Below are 21,909 nucleotides of genomic sequence, written 5' to 3' on the forward strand. Positions count from 1 at the left end.
TATGATCGGGTATGCCTATCGCGCACAGGATAAAATCGGGATCAGGAACGGAAATCTGCCTGAAACAGGCGTTTCTACGTAAACTGGCGGAGTTGACTTGCGCGCGCGCATTGACCATTCTCCGCCGACGCAATTTTGGCTGACCGCAAGGACCTTCGAAAAATGAACAAAACCGAGCTTGAAGGCGTGATCAACGTCGCCTGGGAAAACCGCGACGAGATCAATTCCGCCACCCAGGACGAAATCCGCAAGGCTGTTGAACAGGCGCTTGTCGCCATGGATTCCGGCGAACTGCGTGTTGCCGAAAAAACCGATGGCAAATGGGTCGTCAATCAGTGGGCCAAGAAGGCGGTTCTGCTGTCCTTCCGCCTCAATGACATGACCACCATCGCAGGTGGCCCGGGCGAAAAAACCAACTGGTGGGACAAGGTCCCGTCCAAGTTCGAAGGCTGGGGCGAAGCCGAATTCAAACAGGCCGGTTTCCGTGCCGTTCCGGGCAGCATCGTGCGCCGTTCGGCCTATGTCGCACCGGGCACCGTTTTGATGCCGTCCTTTGTGAACCTTGGCGCCTATGTTGATACCGGCGTGATGGTCGACACCTGGGCAACGGTTGGTTCGTGCGCGCAGATCGGCAAGAACGTTCACCTTTCCGGCGGTGCGGGCATCGGTGGCGTGCTTGAGCCACTTCAGGCTGGCCCGGTCATCATCGAAGACAACGCTTTCATCGGCGCACGTTCGGAAATCGTCGAAGGTGTCATCGTCGAAGAAGGGGCCGTCATTTCGATGGGTGTCTTTATCGGCGCATCGACCAAAATCATCGACCGCACCACTGGCGAAACCTTTGTCGGTCGAGTTCCGGCATACTCCGTCGTCGTGCCGGGCAGCATTCCGGGCAAGCCGCTTCCCGATGGCACCCCGGGTCCGAGCCTGTATTGCGCGGTCATCATCAAACGTGTTGATGAAAAGACCCGCTCGAAAACCTCGATCAACGAACTGCTGCGTGACTGATTTCTGTCACCGCACTTCGCAATGAATTATAAGGGGCAAAACGGCCAGTCCGTTTTGCCCTTTTCCACACTTATCGACCGCCCACAAAGATGAGACTGCCAATGTCCACCGCGCTTGAACTTGCACAATCCCTGATCCGCTGCCCGTCGGTGACCCCCTCCGATGAAGGCGCGCTTGATGTGTTGCAACAGGCCCTTGAGGCACGCGGCTTTGATTGCACGCGCAAGGTCTTTGAAGGCGATGGCAGTGACGCAATTGACAATCTCTACGCACGTCTTGGCACCAAGGGCCGCAATTTCTGCTTTGCCGGTCATACTGATGTTGTCCCGGCTGGCGACAGTGCCGCATGGACCATCGACCCGTTTGGCGGCGAAATCAAAGATGGTCGCCTGTTTGGCCGCGGTGCTGTGGATATGAAAACCGGCATTGCCTGCTTTGTCGGTGCGGTTGACGTCTTCCTGGCCGCCAATCCGGATTTCGATGAGTCGATCTCGTTCCTGATCACCGGCGATGAAGAAGCCGATGCCATTAATGGCACGGTAAAACTGGTCGAATGGTGCAATCAGCAGGGCGAGAAATTTGATACCTGTCTGGTGGGCGAACCGACCAACCCGAAATACCTTGGCGAGATGATGAAAGTCGGTCGCCGTGGCTCGGTGACCGGCTGGCTGACGGTGTATGGCGCACAAGGTCACGTCGCCTATCCGCATCTGGCAGACAACCCTGTGCCACGCATGCTCAAGACTTTGGATGTGCTCAATTCGCGCGAACTCGATCAGGGCACCGACCATTTCCAGCCCAGTAACCTTGAAATCACCACGGTTGATGCCGGAAATACCGCAACCAATGTGGTGCCCGCCAAGGTCAGTGCGGCATTCAATATCCGCTTTAACGATCAGCACACAGGCAGCGATTTAAAAAAATGGATCGAGGATGTCTGCGCTGAACATGCCGGTGCACATGACCTCAAGGTCAAGATTTCTGGCGAAGCGTTCCTGTCCGATCCCGGCAAACTTGCCAACCTGATTGCCGATGCCTCGGAAAAGGTCACCGGAAAGCGCCCGGAAATGAGCACCACCGGCGGCACTTCCGATGCCCGCTTCATTCAGAAATATACCGAAGTGGCCGAGTTCGGTCTGGTCGGGCAAAGCATGCACAAGGTCGACGAACACGCGATGGTCGATGACATCGAAAACCTTGTGAAAATCTATGCCGAAATCCTGTCCGGTTTCTACGACTGATCAACCGGCCTTCTGACCGGTCTTAGCCGGTAGGCGATCTCGCGATTGCATGATCGTATTGCGCGTCGATGCAAGGATGGTCTCGGCGGTTTTTTCATCAACCGCACGGCTCAGAACAACTGCGCCGACCATCATCGCCAACATCGATGTGGCTTCAGTGCGGTAGTCTTCCGGGACATCTGGCAGTTCTGTCTTTCCTTCTACCGGGACGGGCTTGTCCATGCCAGGAACGCCATCTTCCTTTGCCAGTTTCCAGGCAAGCTTGCCGGATGCCTGATCAATCAATTTCGAAAACGCGCCGCGCGCCTTATCACCAGATCGCGATACCTCTGTAGACAAGGTCGGCAAAGCACATCCAAGATCCGGGTTATCGATATGCAAGCGCGACAGATACAATTCGGCAAAGGATGTCACCCAGTCACTTCCTGACATCTCGGCCTTGCGCAATTGCGCCAGAACTGGTGATGACAAAAGCGACATGCCATTTTCAACGCACGCAACGAACAAGTCTTCCTTGTTCTTGAAATGCGCATAAAACCCGCCGCGCGTCAGTCCGGCCGCCGCCATCACCTGATCAATCGTGACGTTTTCAAACCCGTTCTTCTTGAACAATGCCGTCGCCGCATTAACGATGCGAATGCGTGTCTTGGGTTTATGAGTTGGGGCATAGGGCATTTCGAACTCCGCCACGTGTTCTGGATGATTGGCACATGGTTACCATGACACATCCCGATAATATGTTCTTGAACATATTATGAGTCGCGTAATCCTGTCTTCAAGTTCACTTGGAAAAAAGGGATCTTGCCATGTCGGATGTCACGATCATCGGAATGCCGCGCAGTAGCCTTACCCGTACTGTGCGTATCGCCTGCCTTGAAAAGGAAATCGCCTTTGAGTTCAGCAGCCGGAATGTGCAACTTCCGGGGCAACCCGCCACCCCGGAAGTCTTGCACAGCAACCCGTTTGGCAAAGTTCCGGTCCTGAAGCATGGGTCGTTCATACTCTACGAGACATCGGCGATCTGCCGCTATGTCGATGACAATTTCCCCGGGCCGTTGCTGCGTCCGGTTGATGCAAGCAAAGTTGCCAGAATGAACCAGTGGATCAGTCTGGCCATGACAAGGCTTGATCAGAACATCATCCGAAACTTCGTCATTCCGATGGTCTTGACTGATGACGCACAGCGTCACGATCCCGGTTTTGCCAATCAGATGAACCGGATGGCCGATATTATCCGGCATGACCTTTCTGTGCTTGATGCGCCCTATGCCGATGGCTGGATCTGCGGGGATCGCTTCACCATCCCGGACATGATGATCATGCCGATGATCCATTACCTGCATGCCATGCCCGGCGGGCCGGGAATGCTCGCCGATGCCCCAAATGTCGAAGACGCCTTCACACGCTTCAAGGCACGAAGCTCTGCTGCGCAAACTGATCCGCTTTTGCCCGAAAAGCTGTTGAAGTCTGCCTAAACGGCTTACCGCCGCCCTGACGTTTCCCCTTAGTCGCGTCAGGGCACTCAGCCACCGCGGGCAGGGACGAATTTCCCCCGCTTTCCCCACCCCTTGGGCGAGATCCCTGTCTGTGGTGGCTGCTTTTTTTCGATGTTACGGCGTCCAGGTGATCGGCACATAACCCGGAAGGGCTGTAATCCGGTCAAGCCAGGCACGAATTCCCGGATAAGGCGCAAGACTGATTTTGCCAAGCTCGGCCCGGTGCGTGTAGGCATAAAGCGAAACATCAGCAATGCTGAGCGCCTCACCCACCAGCCAGTTATGACCTGACAGGCGCTTTTCCATCAGATCAAGCGCACGCCTGGCACCAGCCTGTTTCATTGGTTCAAGAACATCCGCATTGTCCGGCAGTCCCTTGATCTCATGCCAGGAAATCAGGACGGCCACATTGGGCTCATGGTCATACTGTTCAAAGAACAGCCAGCCCATCATTTCGGCCCGTTCATAAGCGTCCTCGGGGATGAAATTGGTCCCCTCTGCCAGATAGGTCAGAATTGCGTTGCTTTCGGCCAATGTCCGACCGTCATCCAGAACAAGCACCGGGATCTTGCCGTTCGGATTGACCTTTTCAAGATACTCCGGCGTGCGGGTTTCACCCTTCATGATGTCGCGTTCAATATACTCGAACGGTTGACCCAGCATCGACAGCAGCAAACGGACCTTATAGCCGTTACCCGACATCAAATAGTCGTTCAAAATCATCGTGATAATCCTTGTGGCTTATGCATCAAGAGCATTCGCGTTACAGCATTGGCCGGCCAGGTCTGATATTTGCCGCTGGATCGAAATCGAACAATCGAATAGTTTTGACCCTATTGTTCAATATTACTGATCAGTTTTTCTGATCAAAGGAGAGGTCATGGATTCCGATCTGCTCAGAAGCTTCGTCGCCTTTGCCGAATGTGGCAGCTTTAACCGCGCAGCGGACCGTATCGGTCGGACGCCCTCTGCCTTTTCCATGCAGATGAAGCGCCTTGAAGAACTGGTTGATAACAAGCTGTTTGTACGCGACGGACGGAATGTGCAACTGACGCATGAAGGCATTACCTTTGTCGGTTATGCCCGACGCATCCTCAGCCTGACGGACGAGGCCATGGGCCAGCTGCGCTCGCAGGAAGAATCCCGTCCGATCCGCATCGGTTGTCCGGATGACTACGCGCAAAAGATTTTGCCAACTGTTCTGCGCGCCATCAGTGCCGTGCATCCGCAAGCGCGCTTCTTCGTCTCGGTCAATCCAACGATCCTGCTACGCCGGATGCTTGATCAGGGGGAGCTTGACCTGTCGATCATCAGCCGGTCAGAAAAAGGCGAAGAAGGATATTTCCTGCGCCATGAGCCCGGCGTCTGGGTGACATCGGCGACCCATGATCAGCATCTTCTTGATCCCCTGCCGCTTGTCCTGCCGGCCGAAGATTGCAAGTTCCATGCTTGGGCGATTGATGCCTTTTCGAAATCCAATCGGCCCTTTACGCTTTATGCCACCTCGCGTCAGGCTGCATCGCTGTTGCATTTGGTGCGTGACGGGCTGGGGGTTGCCGCCCTTGCGGCGGCCAGTGTGACCGACGAATTCAGTATCCTTGATACCCGCGATGGCTTTCCGCCGCTGCCTGCAGTGGGCGTGGCGGTCATGCTGGCCGAAGAGTCTCATCCATTGGTCAATCGCCAGCTTGCCGGTGCCATTCAGGAATATGTCGCCCATCATCTGGATGATGACTTGACCAGACCGGTCGCAAGCTGATTGGATGCGCGTCCCGCATCGCTTTACCCATGACCAGCCCGGATAAGATCAATCGTATGACCGCCAAACCCCGCCTGAATATCTGCATCACCTGCAAGGCATCGACCGCCGAAAGCCATACCGACCCACGCCACGGGCAACAGCTGTTTGATAATTTGCAGGAACGCTGTGGCGATGCCGATCTGCCATTTGACGTGAAACCGGTGGAATGCCTGACCAATTGCACTTCAGGCTGTTCGGTTGCGCTGAACGGGTTGGGCAAGTGGGGATATGTTTATGGCAATGTCGATCCAGAAAGCATGGTCGAAGACCTGTGCGAACTGGCGTCAAAATATGCCGAAAGCGAAAAGGGTATTGTTGCCTGGCGCGAACGCCCCGACGCTTTGCGGCGCAGTGTCATCGCACGCATCCCGCCACTGGATTAAAAGCAGCGCTAACCTAGCCGGGCAAATCGGGATGGTGGTGTTGCCAAAGATGATCTGCGACCCCACTGTCCTTTACTTTGGCAATCAACTGATTGAATTGTTCAAGCGTTATTGCCGAATTGCTGGACAGTACAGACACCAGATCATATCGCGCATGCGGCATTACCGCGAACACCAACTTTTCACTCAGTTCGGGTTGTTGATTGAGCTTCGTGGTCAGGAACCCAGCAGAGATGACACCAACCGGTGCCTCCCCGGCCAACAATCCGTCAAAAACATCTTCTTCATTATAGCGCAGCAAAACATCATAGTTTGCCTCAAGAAATGCTGGGTCGGCATTGAAGTCAGCGAAACTGTAATGAAAACCAAGCACGCACAATATTGGATAGCTAAGCACATCGGAGAACAGAGCCTCCGGGTCCTCTCCACTGGCAAGGGCGACATACAGATCGCTTTCGACCAAAAGCGTATCAGAGAACTGCACATCAAGTTCATGCCACTCCCATTTCGGGCTATCGAATAGAACGAGGTCAAAGTCTCCATTCATCAGGCCTTCATAACGTCGCCGTGATGACGTTTCCGCGAGCCTGAATTCGTAGTTTTCCTGGAAGTCGTTCAGAAGTTTGATCAGCTTGGGCACGACGCCATTTGGCTGGTCGTTATCATAGAAAAAGATATCACTATATTCATAGGCGCCAACCTTGACCTGCACAGGTTCGTTGGCCTTTACAGGCAGAATGCCAAGCACCATCAAAGGCAGAATGGCAGCAAAGCCGGTTAAAGCTGCGTGATGTAAAAAACGTATCGCTACCAATGCTTTTTCCCGAATCTCGACAATCACCCACAATAGCGATGCCGTTGCACCAAGACGGTGGCAAAGGCCTCTGTAAAACTATATGTGGCCCGCACACCAGTTTTCCAGAAGGAAGCGTGCAATTGATATCGGGCGCGGCAGGTTGATGCCTTTCTCCGGAAGGTTTGGCACATCATCGCGATGCACCCACATGGCAAATTCGATTTCCTCATTATCCGGCACAAGATCGGTGGTTTCGGCCTCGGCCACAAAGCCCAGCATCAGCGACCCGGGGAAAGGCCATGGCTGGGATGCAACATATTGCGGACGTTTGATCCGGACACCGACTTCTTCAAAAACCTCACGCGCCACGGCCTGTTCAAGGGTTTCGCCCGGCTCAACAAACCCCGCCAGAACCGATACCATGCCGGGCAAAAATTGCGGCGATCGCGCCAGCAACACGTGGTCCTGATGATGGATCAACATGATCACCGCCGGATCGGTGCGCGGGAAATGCGATTTACCACAATCGGGATTGCTGCATTGCAGACGATATCCCGCCTCCGCCACCAGATTGGGGTGTCCACACGCCCCGCAGAACTGATGCCCCTGATGCCAGTTGAAAATCGCGCGCGCCTGTGCGGCAAGGGCCGCTTCATCGACCGAAAGATTGGCCATACGGGTGCGCATATCGCCAAAACCGCCGCCCAGTTTGCGCACCGCCTCTTCGCGATCAGCGACCACCGGCGCAATATCAACCGCAATCACCGGCCCTCCTTCGTCACGACCCAGATAAATCCACTGGCCGGCGTGAAGATCAACATCAAGATGCGGCACAGCCGGGGCCCCCAGCACCACCAATTCATGCGCGTCCATGTCTTCAGGCCAGGCAAATAACGGATCGCCTGCATGGCAAATCAGGATACGCAACGACTCCTCGGCCAAAAGAACCTGTTGCCAGTCATCGCGTTTGCGCAAAACTGCATCGCGATCAAGATCAACCGATTCATAAAATAGCCTGTGCATGGCAGTTGGTTTCCTAAAATTCTGATACGGCAAACAGTGGCAAAGCCCATGAGATGCCGTGCATTTTTTGTGGTGACGGAAGGTGACATTAACGCGGGTCGGGATCGGCCAAAAGCCACGATTGCCTGACAATAGAAAAAATCCCAGCCAACCCTTGCGTTTTATCGCACCTTGCGCGATATAGGGGGCGAGAGGCTGGCAGTGGACGGACCGCTCGCCAACCCGGTCAGGACCGGAAGGTAGCAGCCGTAACGAGTTTTTCCGGGTCGCTGTTCAGTCTCTCACCCTTAAAATCTTCCCTTTGAAATTGCTGATATTTGCCATGCCCCTGACATTCACGGGCAGACGGGTTTTTGTATGGGAAATTTCCCACTTGGCCTTTCCCATAGGGCTTCGAAGCTGCTAAAACCGTATGAGAATTAAAACAGTCCGGACCGGATGAATGAGCGAGCAGATCGAGACCGCCAGCGAAACGGCACCAGAGGGTGACACGGTGACAGACAGTAATGTTGCGGAGACAGCCGCACCCGTCGCCACGGCTGAGCCTGAAGCCAAAAGCGAATATCAAGTTCTTGCGCGCAAATACCGCCCGAAATCCTTTGACGAGTTGATCGGCCATGGGCCGATGGTCAAGACGCTGTCAAACGCGCTTGAAAGTGGCCGACTGGCGCATGCCTTCATCCTGACCGGTGTCCGCGGGATTGGTAAAACTACGACGGCGCGTATCATTGCGCGCGCGCTCAACTGTATTGGTCCGGATGGCAATGGTGGCCCAACCATCGAGCCCTGCGGTGTCTGTGAACATTGCCGCGCGATTGCCGAAGACCGCCATGTTGATGTTCTGGAAATGGATGCCGCGTCGCGCACCGGCGTTGATGACATTCGCGAACTGATCGAAGGCGTGCGGTATCGCCCGACCTCGGCGCGCTACAAGATCTACATCATCGATGAAGTGCACATGCTCTCGAAAAGTGCGTTCAACGCGCTTTTGAAAACGCTCGAAGAACCCCCAGAGCATGTGAAATTCATCTTTGCCACCACCGAAATCCGCAAAATTCCGATCACCGTCCTGTCACGTTGTCAGCGCTTTGACCTGCGGCGTGTACAGACCGACGAGCTGGCTGCGCACTACACTCGCATTGCCGGACTGGAAAATGCCGAAATCGAAGAAGAAGCCGTCACCCTGATTGCGCGGGCGGCGGATGGTTCTGTCCGTGATGGCATGAGCCTGCTTGATCAGGCGATCTCGCATGGCGGTGGCAAGGTCACCACCCAGCAAGTGCGTGATATGCTCGGCCTGTCGGACCGATCCCGGATTTTCGATCTGTTTGATTTCACCATGAAGGGCGAGATTAACGAGGCGCTTGAACTTCTGGGTGCGCAATATGCCCTTGGTGGCGATCCGCCGGTAATGCTGCAGGATATGCTGGACCTCACCCACTGGCTGACACGTGTGAAACTGTCGCCCGATGCCGCCAATGATCCGGGTGTGTCACAAATTGAACGCGAACGCGGCAAGGAAATCGCCGCCAAGCTCGCCATGCCGCAATTGACGCGTGCCTGGCAGATGTTGCTTAAGGGCCTTGAAGAAACCCGCATTGCGCCATCGCCCATTCAGGCGGCCGAAATGATCCTGATCCGTCTGGCCTATGCAGCCGAGATGCCACCGCCTGGCGATCTGATCAAAAAGCTCCGTCAGGACATGAACAATGCCGGAAACGGCGGCAGCGCCCCGCAAGGCGGTGGCAATGGTGGTGGCAGTGGCGGTAGCGGCGGACCGGGCCCGCGCATGCAGGTGGTCAATGGTGGCGGCGGTGCATCTGCGGTGGCACAGCGCAGGCCAGACCCGCTTGGCGAACCCGAACAGGTCGAACAGCCTGTCTATGCCAAGATGCCCGAAACATTCGAAGAAGTTGCCGAACTGCTTGGCAAGGACCGCGAAACCACCGGCCTTTCGATGCAGGTCAAAAACTATATGCATCTGGTGAAATACGAGCCGGGTCGCATCGAATTTCGCCCGGCACGCGGGGCTGGATCGGACCTGTCTCCCAAGCTGATCAAGGCGCTTAATGGCCTGACCGGGCAACGTTGGCTGGTCAGCGTGTCGGAGCGCGAAGAAGGCGCACCGACACTTAAGGAACAGGAACTTGAAGCCCTTGAACAGCGCAAGGCGGATGCCTCGCAAGATCCGCTGGTCAGGGCCATTCTTGATGGTTTACCCAAAGCAAAAATCGTGGCCGTCCATCTGCCACCCGGACAGGAAAATCCTGAGGGTGAAGAGGACGAAAGCGGTTCCGTATATGACGACGCATTTTATCTCGAAGGAGACGACGAGCTATGAAGAACCTTGCAGGGATGCTCAAACAGGCCCAGCAGATGCAGTCCAAAATGCAGGAAATGCAGGAAGGACTGGTTGAACTTGAAATCGAAGGTCAGTCCGGTGCGGGCATGGTCAAGGTGATGCTGAATGGCAAAGGCGAAATGCGCGGCCTTTCACTGGATAAAAGCATCGTCGACCCGAACGACACTGAAGTCCTCGAAGACCTGATCGTGGCCGCCTATAACGACGCCAAGGTCAAGGTAGAGGCCGCCGTTCAGGACAAGATGAAAGACGTCACTGGCGGCATGAACCTGCCTGAAGGCTTCAAACTGCCGTTTTAACCTTCAGAAAACACTTGCGGAAGCAGCAACCTAGCTGGGCCGAGCCCACAGGGCGCTCGGCCGATTTCTTCAATAGTCCATCGGTTTTCTGGGGCTCACAAAGCGAGTTTTAACAATGCAACGCGGAAGACATTCCGCCAAGTATTGGCAGACTTGTATTTGGTTGTTATCCCCGTTGATGCTAATAGCATCGTTACACCGTATATTTTTCCGCTCGAAACGAATTGAGAGATTACCTGTTCAACTAAAATTAGCTCTTCTCTGCATAATGCATTCGCCGTAAGACAACAGATCAGGTTATTCATAGACAAATTGATCGTTTGCTATCAAAACCCGATACAAATCAGCTATTTTCTCAGGCGGCCACACGAAATATGACAATAAATATCGCGATTACGGGTGCCTCAGGATTTTGCGGGTCAGCAATTCTAGAAAAATGCCAGAATGCGAAGCACAATATCCTTAGTTTGCAGCGTAGGGCGGAACAAAACCAACCGGTTTGCAGTGTTCACTTTGACTTGTCACGCGCGAGCGAACTGAAGGTAGAAAGTCTTCGCGACATTGATGTCGTCGTCCATGCAGCCGCAGTCGCACACAACAAAAGCAAAAACAAAAACGAGATCTTCAGGTTGAACGAAGAAGCAACCAAGATTCTTTTTAACAAATGCTTGGAAGCTGGAGTCAAAAAATTTATTTTTCTCAGCACAGTAGGCGTTTACGGCGAACACTCATGTGATCGTGTCATAACAATAAACGATCGCGAAAATCCCATATCGAGATACGCGCACTCCAAGTACAATTGTGAAAAACACCTTCTGTATCATAGTAAAACGGGGTCAATCGACGTATCTATTTTACGGCTGCCGTTAACCTATGGAAGGAATGCTCCTGGCAAATTTGGCTTGCTTTCAAGACTTGCTAAAACCTCGCTTCCACTCCCGTTTGCAGGCACTTCAAACACACGTTCTATGATCGCAGTTGACACCGTTGCGAACCTTGCATTGCAAATATGCGAGGGGAAGATACCGGCGCGTGGCATTGAATTGATCGTAGACTCTCGTACATATTCAACGCGTGAACTTGTTGAGAGCATAAGGTTGAAACAAGGAGCACAAAAGAAGCTTTTTTATGTACCGAAGTCACTGATGCGATTTGCTCTTACAGCTATTGGACATGCAGCTGCTTATGAACAGCTATACGAGGATCTGGAGTTCGAGAGCACAATTGACGTCAATGCCACCGGATGCGTTGATGCCAACACTGCACCAGCGGATTATACATAAGAGACTGCAACTCTTTAATTGCGTTTTGCATGCCGTCGCATTCAATTTCGTCTCTCATTTTCAAGGGACTAGAAAACGGGATCACTATGACCGGACGGGAAATTGAAAATCTGATCAAGCTGCTGTCGCGCCTGCCTGGCCTTGGGCCGCGTTCGGCACGGCGTGCGGTTTTGCAGATGCTCAAGAAACCCGAGACGCTTATGATCCCGTTGGCCGATGCACTGCATGCAACGGCCGAGGTCATGACGACCTGCAGCAATTGCGACAATATCGATGTCACCGATCCCTGCCATATCTGTGCCGATCACAACCGCAGCACGGATATTATTTGCGTGGTCGAGGAAGTTCAGGATCTTTGGGCACTCGAACGCGGGGCATCGTTCAAGGGACGCTATCACGTGCTGGGCGGCACCCTGTCACCACTTGACGGTGTTGGTCCAGATGACCTCAAGATTGATCACTTGGTCAATCGCGTGCGTGAAGATGGCGTATCCGAAGTCATCCTTGCCACCAACGCCACGGTCGATGGCCAGACCACAGCGCATTATATCACCGAACGGCTGATCGAAACCGGGGTTAAGGTCACCCGCCTTGCCCATGGCGTACCGGTTGGCGGCGAGCTTGATTATCTTGATGACGGCACGCTGGCAGCAGCCTTGCGTTCAAGAAGTTCGGTCTAGTCAGCAAAAAGGGCGGCCTTAGCCGCCCTTAATGTCTTTGCAAAGCCTGTGTCGCTATTATTCAAACCATTTACAGCTGGAATTAAAGAACTACGCGGCCGAAGGATTGGATAATCCCGTCCTAAGATGCAGCCTTGATCTTCTCTGCTGCCAGGCGGGTTGCCAGCTCATAGCCATAGGCACCAGCACCGGCCATCACCGCATCGGCGACTGAGCTGATCCAGCTGGTGTGGCGGAATTCCTCGCGGGCATGCGGGTTGGAAATGTGCAGCTCGATGATATAGCCCTCAAAGGTCTTGAGCGCATCATGGATCGCGATTGAGGTGTGGGTATAGGCCCCGGCATTGATCACGATCGCGCCTGATTTCGTGCGCGCCTCGTGGATCATGTCAATGATCGCACCTTCGTGGTTGGACTGGCCAAACCGCACCGAAACGCCAAGTTCCTTGGCAAGCACAGCACACTTTTCCTCGATCGAGGCCAGCGTGTCATAGCCATAGATCTCTGGCTGTCGCTGCCCCAGCAGGTTCAGGTTCGGTCCGTTGATGACTAGAATTTCCTGCACGCTCATTTCCTTGTTCCCGCCTTTATCCGCTTGGGGCCGTGTGGTTATTTCGCCGCCTCACCACGGCGATTCATCCGTGTCTGTGACGCAAGCCGGATCGGCGCATTTGCCGCCCCGAAGCCACGATACGCGCGACGCTCAACCAATTCAAAGAAGAATCGGTTGGCAAAGGTTCGCGTATAGGCCTGATAATATTCGCCTTCATCATCGCGATCATAAAGAATATTGCGTGCACGCAAACGATCAAGCAGTTCTGGCTCCAAGCCAAAACGCGCTTCGATGTCGTCATAATAGTTTTCTGGGATCGGCAGAATTTCGACCCCGTTCGACATGCAATAATCAACCGATGCAAAGATATCGTCGCTTGAAAACGCCAGATGCTGAACACCGCTGCCAAAGAATTCATTGAGGAACTGGGAATGCTGGGTATGCGGGCTTTGTGAGCCGTTCAGGATCAAACGCACCGCATCGCTTTGTACCACCTGACTTTGCACAAGCCCGCCCGGATCCGGGATATCAAGGGTCGGCATTTTGCCAAGATCAAAGATCGAGGTGAAATACAGAAGCCAGGTCAGCATTTCCTCATACTGCATCGAGTATGAAACATGGTCGACCGCCCGCAGTTTTGCCTTGGCATCTTCGGCGGTTTTGGCGGATTCAAATTCGACATCCCAGATACGCGACAATTCGCTGTGATCATCAAGGAAGTAAACAAGGCTGCCACCCACGCCCCGAATGGCCGGCATTTCAATTTCGCCTTTGCCAACCGCTTGACTGAATGGGGCGGCAAGCAAGGATTGCGCACGATCCATGGTCGCCTTGGCATCATTGACCTTAAGCCCCACCGCACAGACCGACGGGCCATGCACGATGTTATAGGAATGCGCAAAGCCATCCTTGTCGCAATTGATCACAAGGTTGATGTCGCCCTGCTTCCACCAGGTTACGGCCTTGGTTTTATGGCTACCGCGTTTTTCAAATCCAAGGGCGGCAAAAAGGGTCGCAAGCTTTTCAGCGTTTTCTTCCTCCACCGCGAACTCGACAAAGCCGATTTCCTTGGCGTGTGCCTTGGGCGGCAATGCCGTACCATTTTCGCCAACCTGAACACCTTCAATGCCGTCACCAAGATAAATCAGTGATCGCAAACCATCCTTCGCAACGTTCTTGGTCGAACTGGATCGGAACTGATCGTTGAAAATCTCAAGCGAAAGCGGCCCGTCATAACCGGTCATCGCAAGGTTGCGCATGAATTCACCGAGCGGGAAGTCCCCCTGCCCCGGGAAGCAGCGGAAATGACGGCTCCAGGACAGGGCATCCATTTCAAGGGTCGGGGCATCGGCGACCTGAACCAGGAAAATCTTGTCACCCGGGATGGATGAAATCGCATCAAGCGGCACCTTGCGCGCCATGATGTGAAAGGTATCAAGTACCAAGCCCACATTCGGGTGATTGGCGCGACGCACGACTTCCCAGCTGTCGCGATAGTCGCTGATATGCTTGCCCCATGAAAGCGCCTCGAACGCGACACGCAGGCCACGTTTGGCGGCACGATCGCCAAGCTCTGCCAGATCCTTGGCAGCGCGATCAAGCCCGCCCAGTGAATGCGGGGATACGTTGGAACAGACCATCAAAAGATCCGTCCCCAGCTCTTCCATCAGGTCAAACTTGCGCTCGGCCCTTTCAAACGCGCGGGTGCGCTGGGGCTCGGGCATGCCTTCGAAATCGCGGAACGGCTGGAAGGTGACCAGCTTCAGGCCGAGATCGCGGATCGTCTTGCCAACATCTTCTGGCGACCCGTCAAAGGACAGAAGGTCATTTTCAAAAATCTCGACCCCGTCAAAGCCGGCGGCAGCAATGGCATCGAGTTTTTCCTGAAGATCGCCCGACAGTGAAACTGTGGCAATTGAGGTCAGCATATTATCCCTCCGGGATGCGTGTGGGGCACCGGGACATTCACAGAAGGATGCTGCAATCGCGGGACGAGCCCTGCGCGCAGATCAATGCTGTGAACGGCGCCGGTAGGTTTCAATATGGTCGGTCAGTTTGGCAATCGCGCCATCCAGATCCCGTGCGAGTGCCAGTTCGAAGATTTCGCGATGCTCATCGATGATTTCCTGTGCCCGGAAACCATGGGTTTTCAGTTCGATCACCACATAGCGGCGGAACTGATCGAAAATCTCACGGTGCAACCGCATATGCAGGTCTGATCCACAGGCCGAAATCAACGCCTGATGAAATTCGCGGTCATACTGGCTCCAGCGGACCGTCAGTTCGCGGCTATCCTGCTCAAGCATCTGCTTTTCAACGGCGGCAAGCTTGTGATGGGCCGCCGCCACGCGGGCTTCCCATTCGACATCACCATGCTTGATCGAGGCCGCCAGACCATCGCGTTCAAGCAACAAGCGCATCGCCGTCAGTTCCATGAAATTGGACGGGGACGTTTCAACAACACGGAAGCCCTTCTGGCCTTCAACAAAGACAAAGCCCGACGCTACCAGACGGTTAAGCACCTCACGCAACGTGTTGACGCCGACGCTATAACGTTCGCGCAGCGCCTCAAGCTTAAGCTTCACGCCCGGCTGCAATTCGCCATACAAAATGTCATCGCGAATTTCGTTATAGACTGTCTCGGCAACTGTGCTGGTGCTCATGATCGTCCCCTAGCCTGTCAATGCCTCCGGATAGGCATTGAAGTATTCGTCCCTCGCAGCGTCGGCATCAATTTCTGCCCCGCTGAAAACTTCAAATGCTTCAATACCCTGAAAGAAGAAGAGTTCAAAGCCGGTCATGACCTCGATCCCCGATTTCGCCGCTGCACGCAGAAAAGCGGTTTCGACCGGGGTATAAACGGCATCGAACGCCCATTTCTGGCCGCCAAACAGATCAGTATCAAACGGGCAGCCGGGATACTGGTTCATGCCAACCGGCGTGCAGTTGATCAGGCCATCAGCCGTTCGCACCGCATCAGAAAGGTCATCTTCACCAACAAAGATCGCGTTGGCATCGGCCGCAACCATTGTTGCCACCAGTTCCTCGCCGCGCGCGACATCCTTGTCATGGATCAGGATCTTGTCCGCCCCAAGCCCGCGCAGGCCAAAGGCGGTGGCAAGCCCAACCCCCCCGGCACCCATCTGCAAAACCATGCCCGGATTTGCATCGCCGAACTTGCCGCGATACCCGCGCATGAAGCCGACAAAGTCGGTGTTATCGCCGCGCCAGCCATCTTCACGGAAAACAACCGTATTCACCGATCCCAGTGCCTCGGGCAGGCGTTTGCGCGGGGTGATCAGTTTGCGCGCACTTGTTTTATATGGGTGGGTCACATTGACCCCGGCGTAGCCGGTTTGTGCACACGTGGTCAGTTGCTTGATCAGATCGAAATCCTTGATCACCTCGCTGTCGAGATAGTCGTACGTGACATCCATACCGCACATACGGCCCAGCAATACGTGCAGCCGTGCCGACTGGCTCCGCGAAATGCCTTTACCAATAAGACCGAGTTTCAACATGGACAGGTATCCTAAAATCCAAACAGATCGGGCAGGAACGTAACGATGCCCGGAACAAAGGTGATGATCAGCAACACCATCAGTTCGACAATAAAGAACGGCATGATGGCGCGGATCATCCGTGCCATCCCGACACCGGCCACCGCATCTGCGACAAACAGACACAGTCCCATTGGCGGCGTGATCAGGCCGATCATCAGGTTAAAGATCACGATGATCCCGAAATGGGTCGGATCAATGCCAAGGCTGATTGCAATCGGATGCAGGATCGGCACCAGCACCAGCATCGCAGCAATCCCTTCAAGCACCAGACCAACCGCGAGCAGCATCAGGTTGATCAGGATCAGGAAGGTCACCGGGCTATCGACATAGCCCAGAACGAACTTGCTGATGGTCTGGGGAATACCGGCAAAGGTCATGAACCAGTTTGCAGCAGCAACCGTTGCCATAATGATCAGGATGCTTGAAGAATCGCGCATCGCACCGCCAAAGATGCCCGGCAAGTCGCCCGGTTTGAGTTCGCGGAACACGAACAGGCCAACAACCAGCGCATAGAACACCGCAAAGCTCGCGGCCTCGGTCGGGGTGACGATTCCCGCCAAGATCGACCCGATGACAAAGACCGGCATGAACAGCGGAATAAGGCCGTTCCATAGTGCCTTGAGCTTGGCGCCCATATTCATGCGTTCACGCGGCTTGGCATGCGTCTTTACAAAGAACCGCACATAAACCGACAGCGCAATCGCCAGCAGAACACCAGGAACAATACCAGCCAGGAACAGTGCCGGCACCGAAACATTGGTGGTGATCAATGCATAGATAATCACAGGAATGCTCGGCGGAATAATCGGGCCGATGACAGACGATGCCGCTGTCAGGGCGGCGGCGAAATCACGCGGATAGCCTTCCTTTTCCATTGACGGAATAAAGATACGGCCAATGGCGGATGTATCGGCAACAGCCGAGCCCGAAAGTCCGGCAAAGATCACCGACGACCAGATATTGACCTGGGCCAGACCGGCCTTGGCGTGGCCGACAAGCGCATTGGCCAGATTGATCACACGCGATGTAATGCCACTGGCATTCATCAATTCACCTGCCAGAACAAACAGCGGAATGGCCAAAATGGTAAAACTGTCCATCCCGGCAAAAATGCGCTGCGGCAGCAGATCAAGGCCAAAGGTGCCGGTGCTGATATAGGCGACAAGGCCAAGCGCGATTGCAAAGGCAACCGGTGCGCCAATGGCCAGCAGTGCCAGAAGGGTAATGCCCGTAATCATGTTTCATCCCCGGCCGGCGCTTTTTGGAGATAGGATGCAAGTCGCAAGATCGCGGCAATCACCAGACAAACACCGCCAACGGTGATGGCAATTTGCGCCCAGTACATCTGGATCCCGATGCCCGATGCCACGATGCCGCCACGCTTTGCGGCAAAGGTATAACCGGCATAGGCAAGGACAGCCCCCAGAACCAACGTCGCGGCATCAACAATGATGGCAAGCCTGCGGCGAAAACGCGCGGGGACGGTATCGACGACAATACTGAATGTAATCTGGGAACCCTGCAGATAGGCATAGGCCACACCGAACATGCAGCCATAGATCATCGCGTATTTCGCGACTTCTTCGCTCCATTGCAGCGGGGAAGAAAACAGATAGCGGCTGACACTGCCGGCAAAAACAACACCAAAGACAACGAGGATACTGAGCCCCGAAAGTCCGGCGAGCAAACGCTTAAACGCATTCTCGGCGCGTTGCATGGGTTCCCCCGGATCACTCTGAAAACTGTATTATGCTCGCAAAAGCACAGTGGCGGGAAAAAAGGGCAGGCCAGATGCAAGGAGGAGCACCCGGCCTGCCAAAGACCTGTTACATCGAATCTTCGGCTTCGGAAACGGCAGTCTGCAGTTTTTCAATCCACGCGGCATCAATCTGACCCGACAGCCATTCGATCACAGCCGGCTGCGCAGCATCACGGAACATTTTGAGCTGTTCGGCAGTCGGCGTGGTTACTTCCATGCCTTCCTCTGCCAGCTTGGCAACACCTTCGGCAGAGTTGAACTGCTGGATCGAACGGCCAACAGTCGATGCAACACCGGCTGCGCGACGCAGAAGCGCCTGATCAGCTTCCGAAAGACTCTGATAGGTTGCTTCGTTGATCACGATAAAATCAGTGCCATATACATGACGGTCAAGCGTCAGGTATTTCTGCATTTCATAGAATTTGTTGGCATAGATCACGCTGATCGGGTTTTCCTGCCCGTCAACCGTACCGGTGGTCAGCGCGGTCGGAACTTCCGGCCACGGAATCGGGGTCGGTTCACCGCCAAGCGCCTTGACCATTTCCACGAACAGCGGAACGGTCATGACACGGATTTTCATGCCTTCCATGTCTTTCGGCTCGGCAACAGCGCGCTGGGAATTGGTGAAGTTACGGAAACCGGTTTCACCATATGCCAGGGTCCGCAAGCCGGTCTTTTCCAGGCAATGCTTGGCAAGTTCCTCGCCGAAATCCCCATCAAGAACTTTCCAGGCAACATTGGCATTCGGGAAAACATAAGGGATATCAAGAACGGCTGCTTCCGGGCAGATCTTGGAAAACGGGCCGGACACCATCGACATGGCAAGGGTGCCATCCTGGGTATTCTGCAGCAGATCGGTTTCACCACCCAGCGCACCGGCCGGGAACAGCCCGACCTCAATACGGCCAGCGGATTCTGCTTCGACAATGTTCTTAAAGACTTGTGACGCGGCACCTTTTTTCGAGGTGGTCCACTCTGCCGGGTCAACATGGGCAAAGTTCAGGGTAACGTCGGCTGCCTGCGCGGAAAACCCGAATGACGCAGCAGCAATAGACACGGCACCAACCAAGGCACCTTTGGAAATCAACTTCATTACTTCCTCCCGATAAAAACGACTTCCGCAGACCGAGGTTGCTTTGGACACTCTTGCTTTTTTGCGGTCTTTGTTCGGAATTAGGATAATTTAAAAAACATAGGAGATTTTGTCAAACGTTCTATATTTTAGCCATAAGTCGCATAAACCACTGCTTTCGACCGCTGTCCAAATGCTGAAAATCCCCCATTGCGCTTCTGTTTAATCGCCAAACCCCTGACAAAAAGCGATGCTTCAAGGTCCCCGGTCTGGGGAAGTAAGTCTGAATTCGGCGGGCATAATTGTCCGATGCCAATTGTAAAACAGCTTGCTGTAAAACAGGAAAATTGTGCTACTTTGGCATTCAAATCTTTCGATTCGCCCGCTGAAACGAAACCATTTTTAAAGTGACACAAGTGAACAGTGTAACCGGCCCCAAATCACCGCAACTTGCAAAAATTGCTTCGCGCATTCTGGCAGGCAGCTTCCTGTTCGAGGACCTTGATCCCGAACTGCTCGAACAGCTGTCAAACCAGGCCACCGTGCGCCGATTTGATGACGGCCATTTGCTGTTTGAAAAAGGCGCACCGGCAGACGGACTTTATGCCGTCGAGGCGGGCAAGGTTCGCATTTCATCGGTATCGGAAACCGGTAAGGAAATCGTACTCAACGTTCTGGCACCCGGTGCGGTGTTCGGCGAGATTGCATTGCTTGACGGGGAACCGCGCACGGCAACCGCACGTGCTGTCGGCCCGACCCGAACCCTGTTCATATCGCGTGATGATTTCTTTGAAATCTTTGACCGCGAAGCCCCGCTGCGCCGTCACATCACGGCCCTTCTGTGCCGTCGTCTGCGTTGGGTCAGCGATCTTCTTGAAGATGCCAACTTCCTTGATCTCACCGCACGTCTGATCAAGCGTATCCTGTGGCTGGCCGAACGTCATGGCGGCCCCGACCCGGAAGGCATTCGCATCGCACTGCCGCTGTCGCAGCAGGAATTGGGCCTGATGCTGGGTGTCACCCGCGAAGCGGTGAACAAGAAACTGCGCGAACTTGAAAAACAGGGAATGATCACGCGTCGCGATGGTCGACTGGTCGTCAAGGACAGCGAAGGGCTGAAACAACTTCTTGCTGATGCAGTCAAAAACTGAGCCTTCCGAGACAATTTTTGAACGCCTTGTCGCCCGCGAAGAAAAACGCGGGCTGATCGTTGTTGCATTCTTACGCATCTGTCTTCTTGCGTTCATCTTGCTGCTGTTTAGCAAACCCGATTCCCCGACCGGCAAGCTTTATACCCTGCTTGAGGTGCTTGGCTGGTTCATTCCCGGCGTTTTCGTTCAGCTTTTCGTCGCCTTTCGCGGCGGAAAATCATACTGGATGATCTATCTGCTCGCCGTCATTGATGCCGTGCTGATTGTTTATGTCTCGGTTGTGCCCGATCCGCTTAATCCGCTGATTGATCATCCGGCATGGCTATACGGCTTTGTTGTGCGCGACCGTGGCGTGGTCTTTTCCATGATCATGATGGCCATCATCATCATGACCTTTTCACCGCGCCTGATCCTGTGGTTCGGATTCTGGCTGTTTTTGTCATGGTGTGGCGCGATCTGGTGGCTGATAACACGCCCTGGCGTGATCGTATCCCAGCATTTCGGCGATGAATGGAGCCCCAGCCAGCAGGAAATCATTGATACCTATAACCTGCCGGAATTCGTCGATATCTCGGCCCTTGCCGAACAGGTAATCATTGTCATTGTCTTTACGCTGGCCTGTGCGGTGATGGTTTCGCGGTTGCGCGTTCTGATCAACCAGTCCGCCGCATCCGAACGTGCACATGGCAATCTGGCCCGATATTTCCCCACCGCCCTTGCCGATCAGTTGGCCGATCGTGATGAACCGATACGTGTCGGTGAACGCCGCGACTGCGTTATTCTGTTTGCTGATGTCATCGGCTTTTCGCGCTTTGCCGAAAAGCGCGATCCGCAGGAAGTCATGCGGTTCCTAAACCAGTTCCACCAGATCACCACATTGCAAATCGGCGCCTATGGCGGGATTGTTGAAAAATATATCGGTGATGCGGTGATGGCAAGTTTCGCAGCCTTTGACGATCTCGAAAACCCTGCGGCCAATGCATTCTGTGCAGCGCAGGCAATTATCGCCCAGGTCGCCGAATGGCAGGCACAGGACCCTGCAAATGGCGATGCGCCACTTGAGATCGGGGTTGGTCTTAATTTCGGCCCGGCTGTTGTCGGCGATATCGGCCAACGCGAAGCCGTCACCCCGGCGGTGATCGGGGCCACTGTCAATCTGGCTGCCCGCCTTGAAAAGGCCACGCGTGAACTCGACAGCGACACCGTCATGAGCGAACAATTCGCCAATCGCCTGCACAGCGAAACGCCAATTGCTGCACCAATCCTGCTGACCCGATATGCACAAACGCAAACTATTCAGGTCAAAGGGTTTAGTGAGCCTGTCAGGGTTTTCTTTAACGGCTGCTAAATAAACGGCTGATAGAATTTTATCTGGCCTGCCAAACCCTTGAATAATAGGCATGCCGATCCAAAATGCTTTGATAATTCTTCGACAGCTT

General features: G+C 54.3%; 22 protein-coding genes and 1 other RNA gene. 12 read left to right on the forward strand and 11 right to left on the reverse strand.

Going from position 1 to position 21,909, the window contains the following annotated elements; all coding sequences use genetic code 11:
- The first annotated feature begins 162 nt into the window (after window positions 1-162).
- Window positions 163-1,008, forward strand: a complete 846-nt coding sequence (gene dapD, locus HED22_RS03750; RefSeq protein ID WP_167719190.1) for a 2,3,4,5-tetrahydropyridine-2,6-dicarboxylate N-succinyltransferase — start codon at window positions 163-165, stop codon at window positions 1,006-1,008.
- 101 nt (window positions 1,009-1,109) lie between these two features.
- Window positions 1,110-2,249 (forward strand): succinyl-diaminopimelate desuccinylase, encoded by a 1,140-nt coding sequence (gene dapE / locus HED22_RS03755; RefSeq protein ID WP_167719193.1) that lies wholly within the window; start codon window positions 1,110-1,112, stop codon window positions 2,247-2,249.
- On the opposite strand, the gene HED22_RS03760 is transcribed toward dapE, so the two are convergent.
- Window positions 2,250-2,924, reverse strand: a complete 675-nt coding sequence (locus HED22_RS03760; RefSeq protein WP_167719196.1) for a TetR/AcrR family transcriptional regulator — start codon at window positions 2,922-2,924, stop codon at window positions 2,250-2,252.
- 131 nt (window positions 2,925-3,055) lie between these two features.
- Between HED22_RS03760 and HED22_RS03765 the strand changes: the two genes are divergently transcribed.
- Window positions 3,056-3,724 (forward strand): glutathione S-transferase family protein, encoded by a 669-nt coding sequence (locus HED22_RS03765; RefSeq protein WP_167719199.1) that lies wholly within the window; start codon window positions 3,056-3,058, stop codon window positions 3,722-3,724.
- A 135-nt stretch (window positions 3,725-3,859) separates the two neighbouring features.
- Here the strand turns inward: HED22_RS03765 and HED22_RS03770 are convergent, their stop codons facing one another.
- Entirely contained in the window at window positions 3,860-4,468 is a 609-nt protein-coding gene (locus tag HED22_RS03770) for a glutathione S-transferase family protein (RefSeq protein WP_167719202.1), read from the reverse strand.
- A gap of 157 nt (window positions 4,469-4,625) precedes the next feature.
- On the opposite strand from HED22_RS03770, the gene HED22_RS03775 reads away from it, so the two are divergent.
- The gene (locus tag HED22_RS03775) at window positions 4,626-5,504 is read left to right on the forward strand and encodes a LysR substrate-binding domain-containing protein (RefSeq protein WP_167719205.1); all 879 of its coding nucleotides are present in this window, start codon (window positions 4,626-4,628) and stop codon (window positions 5,502-5,504) included.
- Window positions 5,505-5,533: 29 nt separating this feature from the next.
- Window positions 5,534-5,929: a DUF1636 domain-containing protein gene (locus tag HED22_RS03780; RefSeq protein WP_167719208.1), complete on the forward strand. Its 396-nt coding sequence runs from the start codon at window positions 5,534-5,536 to the stop codon at window positions 5,927-5,929.
- 13 nt (window positions 5,930-5,942) lie between these two features.
- Here the strand turns inward: HED22_RS03780 and HED22_RS03785 are convergent, their stop codons facing one another.
- Both HED22_RS03785 and nudC read right to left on the reverse strand, forming a co-directional pair.
- Window positions 5,943-6,776 carry a hypothetical protein gene (locus HED22_RS03785; RefSeq protein WP_167719212.1) on the reverse strand — a complete coding sequence of 278 codons (834 nt, stop codon included), beginning with the start codon at window positions 6,774-6,776 and terminating at the stop codon, window positions 5,943-5,945.
- A 45-nt stretch (window positions 6,777-6,821) separates the two neighbouring features.
- Complete coding sequence (nudC, locus tag HED22_RS03790) at window positions 6,822-7,748, reverse strand: NAD(+) diphosphatase (RefSeq protein ID WP_167719214.1); 927 nt, start codon at window positions 7,746-7,748, stop codon at window positions 6,822-6,824.
- A gap of 190 nt (window positions 7,749-7,938) precedes the next feature.
- Between nudC and ffs the strand changes: the two genes are divergently transcribed.
- From ffs to recR, 5 genes are all read left to right on the forward strand, one after another.
- An RNA gene (ffs, locus tag HED22_RS03795) (signal recognition particle sRNA small type) lies at window positions 7,939-8,033 on the forward strand.
- A gap of 157 nt (window positions 8,034-8,190) precedes the next feature.
- On the forward strand, window positions 8,191-10,089 hold the full coding sequence (locus tag HED22_RS03800) for a DNA polymerase III subunit gamma/tau (protein ID WP_167719217.1): 1,899 nt from the start codon (window positions 8,191-8,193) through the stop codon (window positions 10,087-10,089).
- Window positions 10,086-10,409 carry a YbaB/EbfC family nucleoid-associated protein gene (locus HED22_RS03805; protein WP_167719221.1) on the forward strand — a complete coding sequence of 108 codons (324 nt, stop codon included), beginning with the start codon at window positions 10,086-10,088 and terminating at the stop codon, window positions 10,407-10,409. The genes HED22_RS03800 and HED22_RS03805 overlap by 4 nt, the downstream gene beginning before the upstream one ends.
- A 374-nt stretch (window positions 10,410-10,783) precedes the next feature.
- A complete protein-coding gene (locus tag HED22_RS03810) occupies window positions 10,784-11,692 on the forward strand; it encodes an NAD-dependent epimerase/dehydratase family protein (RefSeq protein WP_167719224.1) in 909 nt (302 codons plus the stop codon).
- Window positions 11,693-11,778: 86 nt separating this feature from the next.
- Window positions 11,779-12,372 (forward strand): recombination mediator RecR, encoded by a 594-nt coding sequence (gene recR, locus HED22_RS03815; RefSeq protein WP_167719227.1) that lies wholly within the window; start codon window positions 11,779-11,781, stop codon window positions 12,370-12,372.
- A 121-nt stretch (window positions 12,373-12,493) separates the two neighbouring features.
- Here recR and aroQ read toward each other — a convergent pair whose 3' ends face one another.
- The 7 genes from aroQ to HED22_RS03850 form a co-directional block, all read right to left on the reverse strand.
- A complete protein-coding gene (gene aroQ / locus HED22_RS03820) occupies window positions 12,494-12,943 on the reverse strand; it encodes a type II 3-dehydroquinate dehydratase (RefSeq protein ID WP_167719230.1) in 450 nt (149 codons plus the stop codon).
- Between the two features lie 38 nt (window positions 12,944-12,981).
- Entirely contained in the window at window positions 12,982-14,853 is a 1,872-nt protein-coding gene (locus HED22_RS03825) for a bifunctional sugar phosphate isomerase/epimerase/4-hydroxyphenylpyruvate dioxygenase family protein (RefSeq protein ID WP_167719233.1), read from the reverse strand.
- Window positions 14,854-14,934: 81 nt separating this feature from the next.
- Entirely contained in the window at window positions 14,935-15,588 is a 654-nt protein-coding gene (locus HED22_RS03830; RefSeq protein ID WP_167719236.1) for a GntR family transcriptional regulator, read from the reverse strand.
- A 9-nt stretch (window positions 15,589-15,597) separates the two neighbouring features.
- Window positions 15,598-16,446, reverse strand: coding sequence for a shikimate dehydrogenase (locus HED22_RS03835; RefSeq protein WP_167719239.1), 849 nt, complete (start codon window positions 16,444-16,446; stop codon window positions 15,598-15,600).
- 11 nt (window positions 16,447-16,457) lie between these two features.
- Window positions 16,458-17,726 carry a TRAP transporter large permease gene (locus tag HED22_RS03840; RefSeq protein ID WP_167719241.1) on the reverse strand — a complete coding sequence of 423 codons (1,269 nt, stop codon included), beginning with the start codon at window positions 17,724-17,726 and terminating at the stop codon, window positions 16,458-16,460.
- On the reverse strand, window positions 17,723-18,205 hold the full coding sequence (locus tag HED22_RS03845) for a TRAP transporter small permease (protein WP_167719244.1): 483 nt from the start codon (window positions 18,203-18,205) through the stop codon (window positions 17,723-17,725). The genes HED22_RS03840 and HED22_RS03845 overlap by 4 nt, the downstream gene beginning before the upstream one ends.
- A 109-nt stretch (window positions 18,206-18,314) precedes the next feature.
- Window positions 18,315-19,340 (reverse strand): DctP family TRAP transporter solute-binding subunit, encoded by a 1,026-nt coding sequence (locus HED22_RS03850; RefSeq protein WP_167719247.1) that lies wholly within the window; start codon window positions 19,338-19,340, stop codon window positions 18,315-18,317.
- Window positions 19,341-19,735: 395 nt separating this feature from the next.
- Here HED22_RS03850 and HED22_RS03855 point away from each other — a divergent pair, with 395 nt between their 5' ends.
- Window positions 19,736-20,470, forward strand: coding sequence for a Crp/Fnr family transcriptional regulator (locus HED22_RS03855; RefSeq protein WP_167719250.1), 735 nt, complete (start codon window positions 19,736-19,738; stop codon window positions 20,468-20,470).
- Window positions 20,454-21,818: an adenylate/guanylate cyclase domain-containing protein gene (locus HED22_RS03860; RefSeq protein ID WP_167719253.1), complete on the forward strand. Its 1,365-nt coding sequence runs from the start codon at window positions 20,454-20,456 to the stop codon at window positions 21,816-21,818. The genes HED22_RS03855 and HED22_RS03860 overlap by 17 nt, the downstream gene beginning before the upstream one ends.
- Window positions 21,819-21,909: the final 91 nt, after the last annotated feature.

The sequence above is a fragment of the Thalassospira sp. HF15 genome (assembly GCF_011806525.1).
Classification (GTDB): domain Bacteria; phylum Pseudomonadota; class Alphaproteobacteria; order Rhodospirillales; family Thalassospiraceae; genus Thalassospira.

What these genes read in the sequence shown, in the direction of transcription:
- dapD (WP_167719190.1), top strand. Translation starts at nt 163, where the DNA reads ATGAACAAAACCGAGCTTGAAGGCGTGATCAACGTCGCCTGGGAAAAC.
- dapE (WP_167719193.1), top strand. Translation starts at nt 1,110, where the DNA reads ATGTCCACCGCGCTTGAACTTGCACAATCCCTGATCCGCTGCCCGTCG.
- HED22_RS03760 (WP_167719196.1), bottom strand. Translation starts at nt 2,924, where the DNA reads ATGCCCTATGCCCCAACTCATAAACCCAAGACACGCATTCGCATCGTT.
- HED22_RS03765 (WP_167719199.1), top strand. Translation starts at nt 3,056, where the DNA reads ATGTCGGATGTCACGATCATCGGAATGCCGCGCAGTAGCCTTACCCGT.
- HED22_RS03770 (WP_167719202.1), bottom strand. Translation starts at nt 4,468, where the DNA reads ATGATTTTGAACGACTATTTGATGTCGGGTAACGGCTATAAGGTCCGT.
- HED22_RS03775 (WP_167719205.1), top strand. Translation starts at nt 4,626, where the DNA reads ATGGATTCCGATCTGCTCAGAAGCTTCGTCGCCTTTGCCGAATGTGGC.
- HED22_RS03780 (WP_167719208.1), top strand. Translation starts at nt 5,534, where the DNA reads ATGACCAGCCCGGATAAGATCAATCGTATGACCGCCAAACCCCGCCTG.
- nudC (WP_167719214.1), bottom strand. Translation starts at nt 7,748, where the DNA reads ATGCACAGGCTATTTTATGAATCGGTTGATCTTGATCGCGATGCAGTT.
- HED22_RS03800 (WP_167719217.1), top strand. Translation starts at nt 8,191, where the DNA reads ATGAGCGAGCAGATCGAGACCGCCAGCGAAACGGCACCAGAGGGTGAC.
- HED22_RS03805 (WP_167719221.1), top strand. Translation starts at nt 10,086, where the DNA reads ATGAAGAACCTTGCAGGGATGCTCAAACAGGCCCAGCAGATGCAGTCC.
- HED22_RS03810 (WP_167719224.1), top strand. Translation starts at nt 10,784, where the DNA reads ATGACAATAAATATCGCGATTACGGGTGCCTCAGGATTTTGCGGGTCA.
- recR (WP_167719227.1), top strand. Translation starts at nt 11,779, where the DNA reads ATGACCGGACGGGAAATTGAAAATCTGATCAAGCTGCTGTCGCGCCTG.
- aroQ (WP_167719230.1), bottom strand. Translation starts at nt 12,943, where the DNA reads ATGAGCGTGCAGGAAATTCTAGTCATCAACGGACCGAACCTGAACCTG.
- HED22_RS03825 (WP_167719233.1), bottom strand. Translation starts at nt 14,853, where the DNA reads ATGCTGACCTCAATTGCCACAGTTTCACTGTCGGGCGATCTTCAGGAA.
- HED22_RS03830 (WP_167719236.1), bottom strand. Translation starts at nt 15,588, where the DNA reads ATGAGCACCAGCACAGTTGCCGAGACAGTCTATAACGAAATTCGCGAT.
- HED22_RS03835 (WP_167719239.1), bottom strand. Translation starts at nt 16,446, where the DNA reads ATGTTGAAACTCGGTCTTATTGGTAAAGGCATTTCGCGGAGCCAGTCG.
- HED22_RS03840 (WP_167719241.1), bottom strand. Translation starts at nt 17,726, where the DNA reads ATGATTACGGGCATTACCCTTCTGGCACTGCTGGCCATTGGCGCACCG.
- HED22_RS03845 (WP_167719244.1), bottom strand. Translation starts at nt 18,205, where the DNA reads ATGCAACGCGCCGAGAATGCGTTTAAGCGTTTGCTCGCCGGACTTTCG.
- HED22_RS03850 (WP_167719247.1), bottom strand. Translation starts at nt 19,340, where the DNA reads ATGAAGTTGATTTCCAAAGGTGCCTTGGTTGGTGCCGTGTCTATTGCT.
- HED22_RS03860 (WP_167719253.1), top strand. Translation starts at nt 20,454, where the DNA reads ATGCAGTCAAAAACTGAGCCTTCCGAGACAATTTTTGAACGCCTTGTC.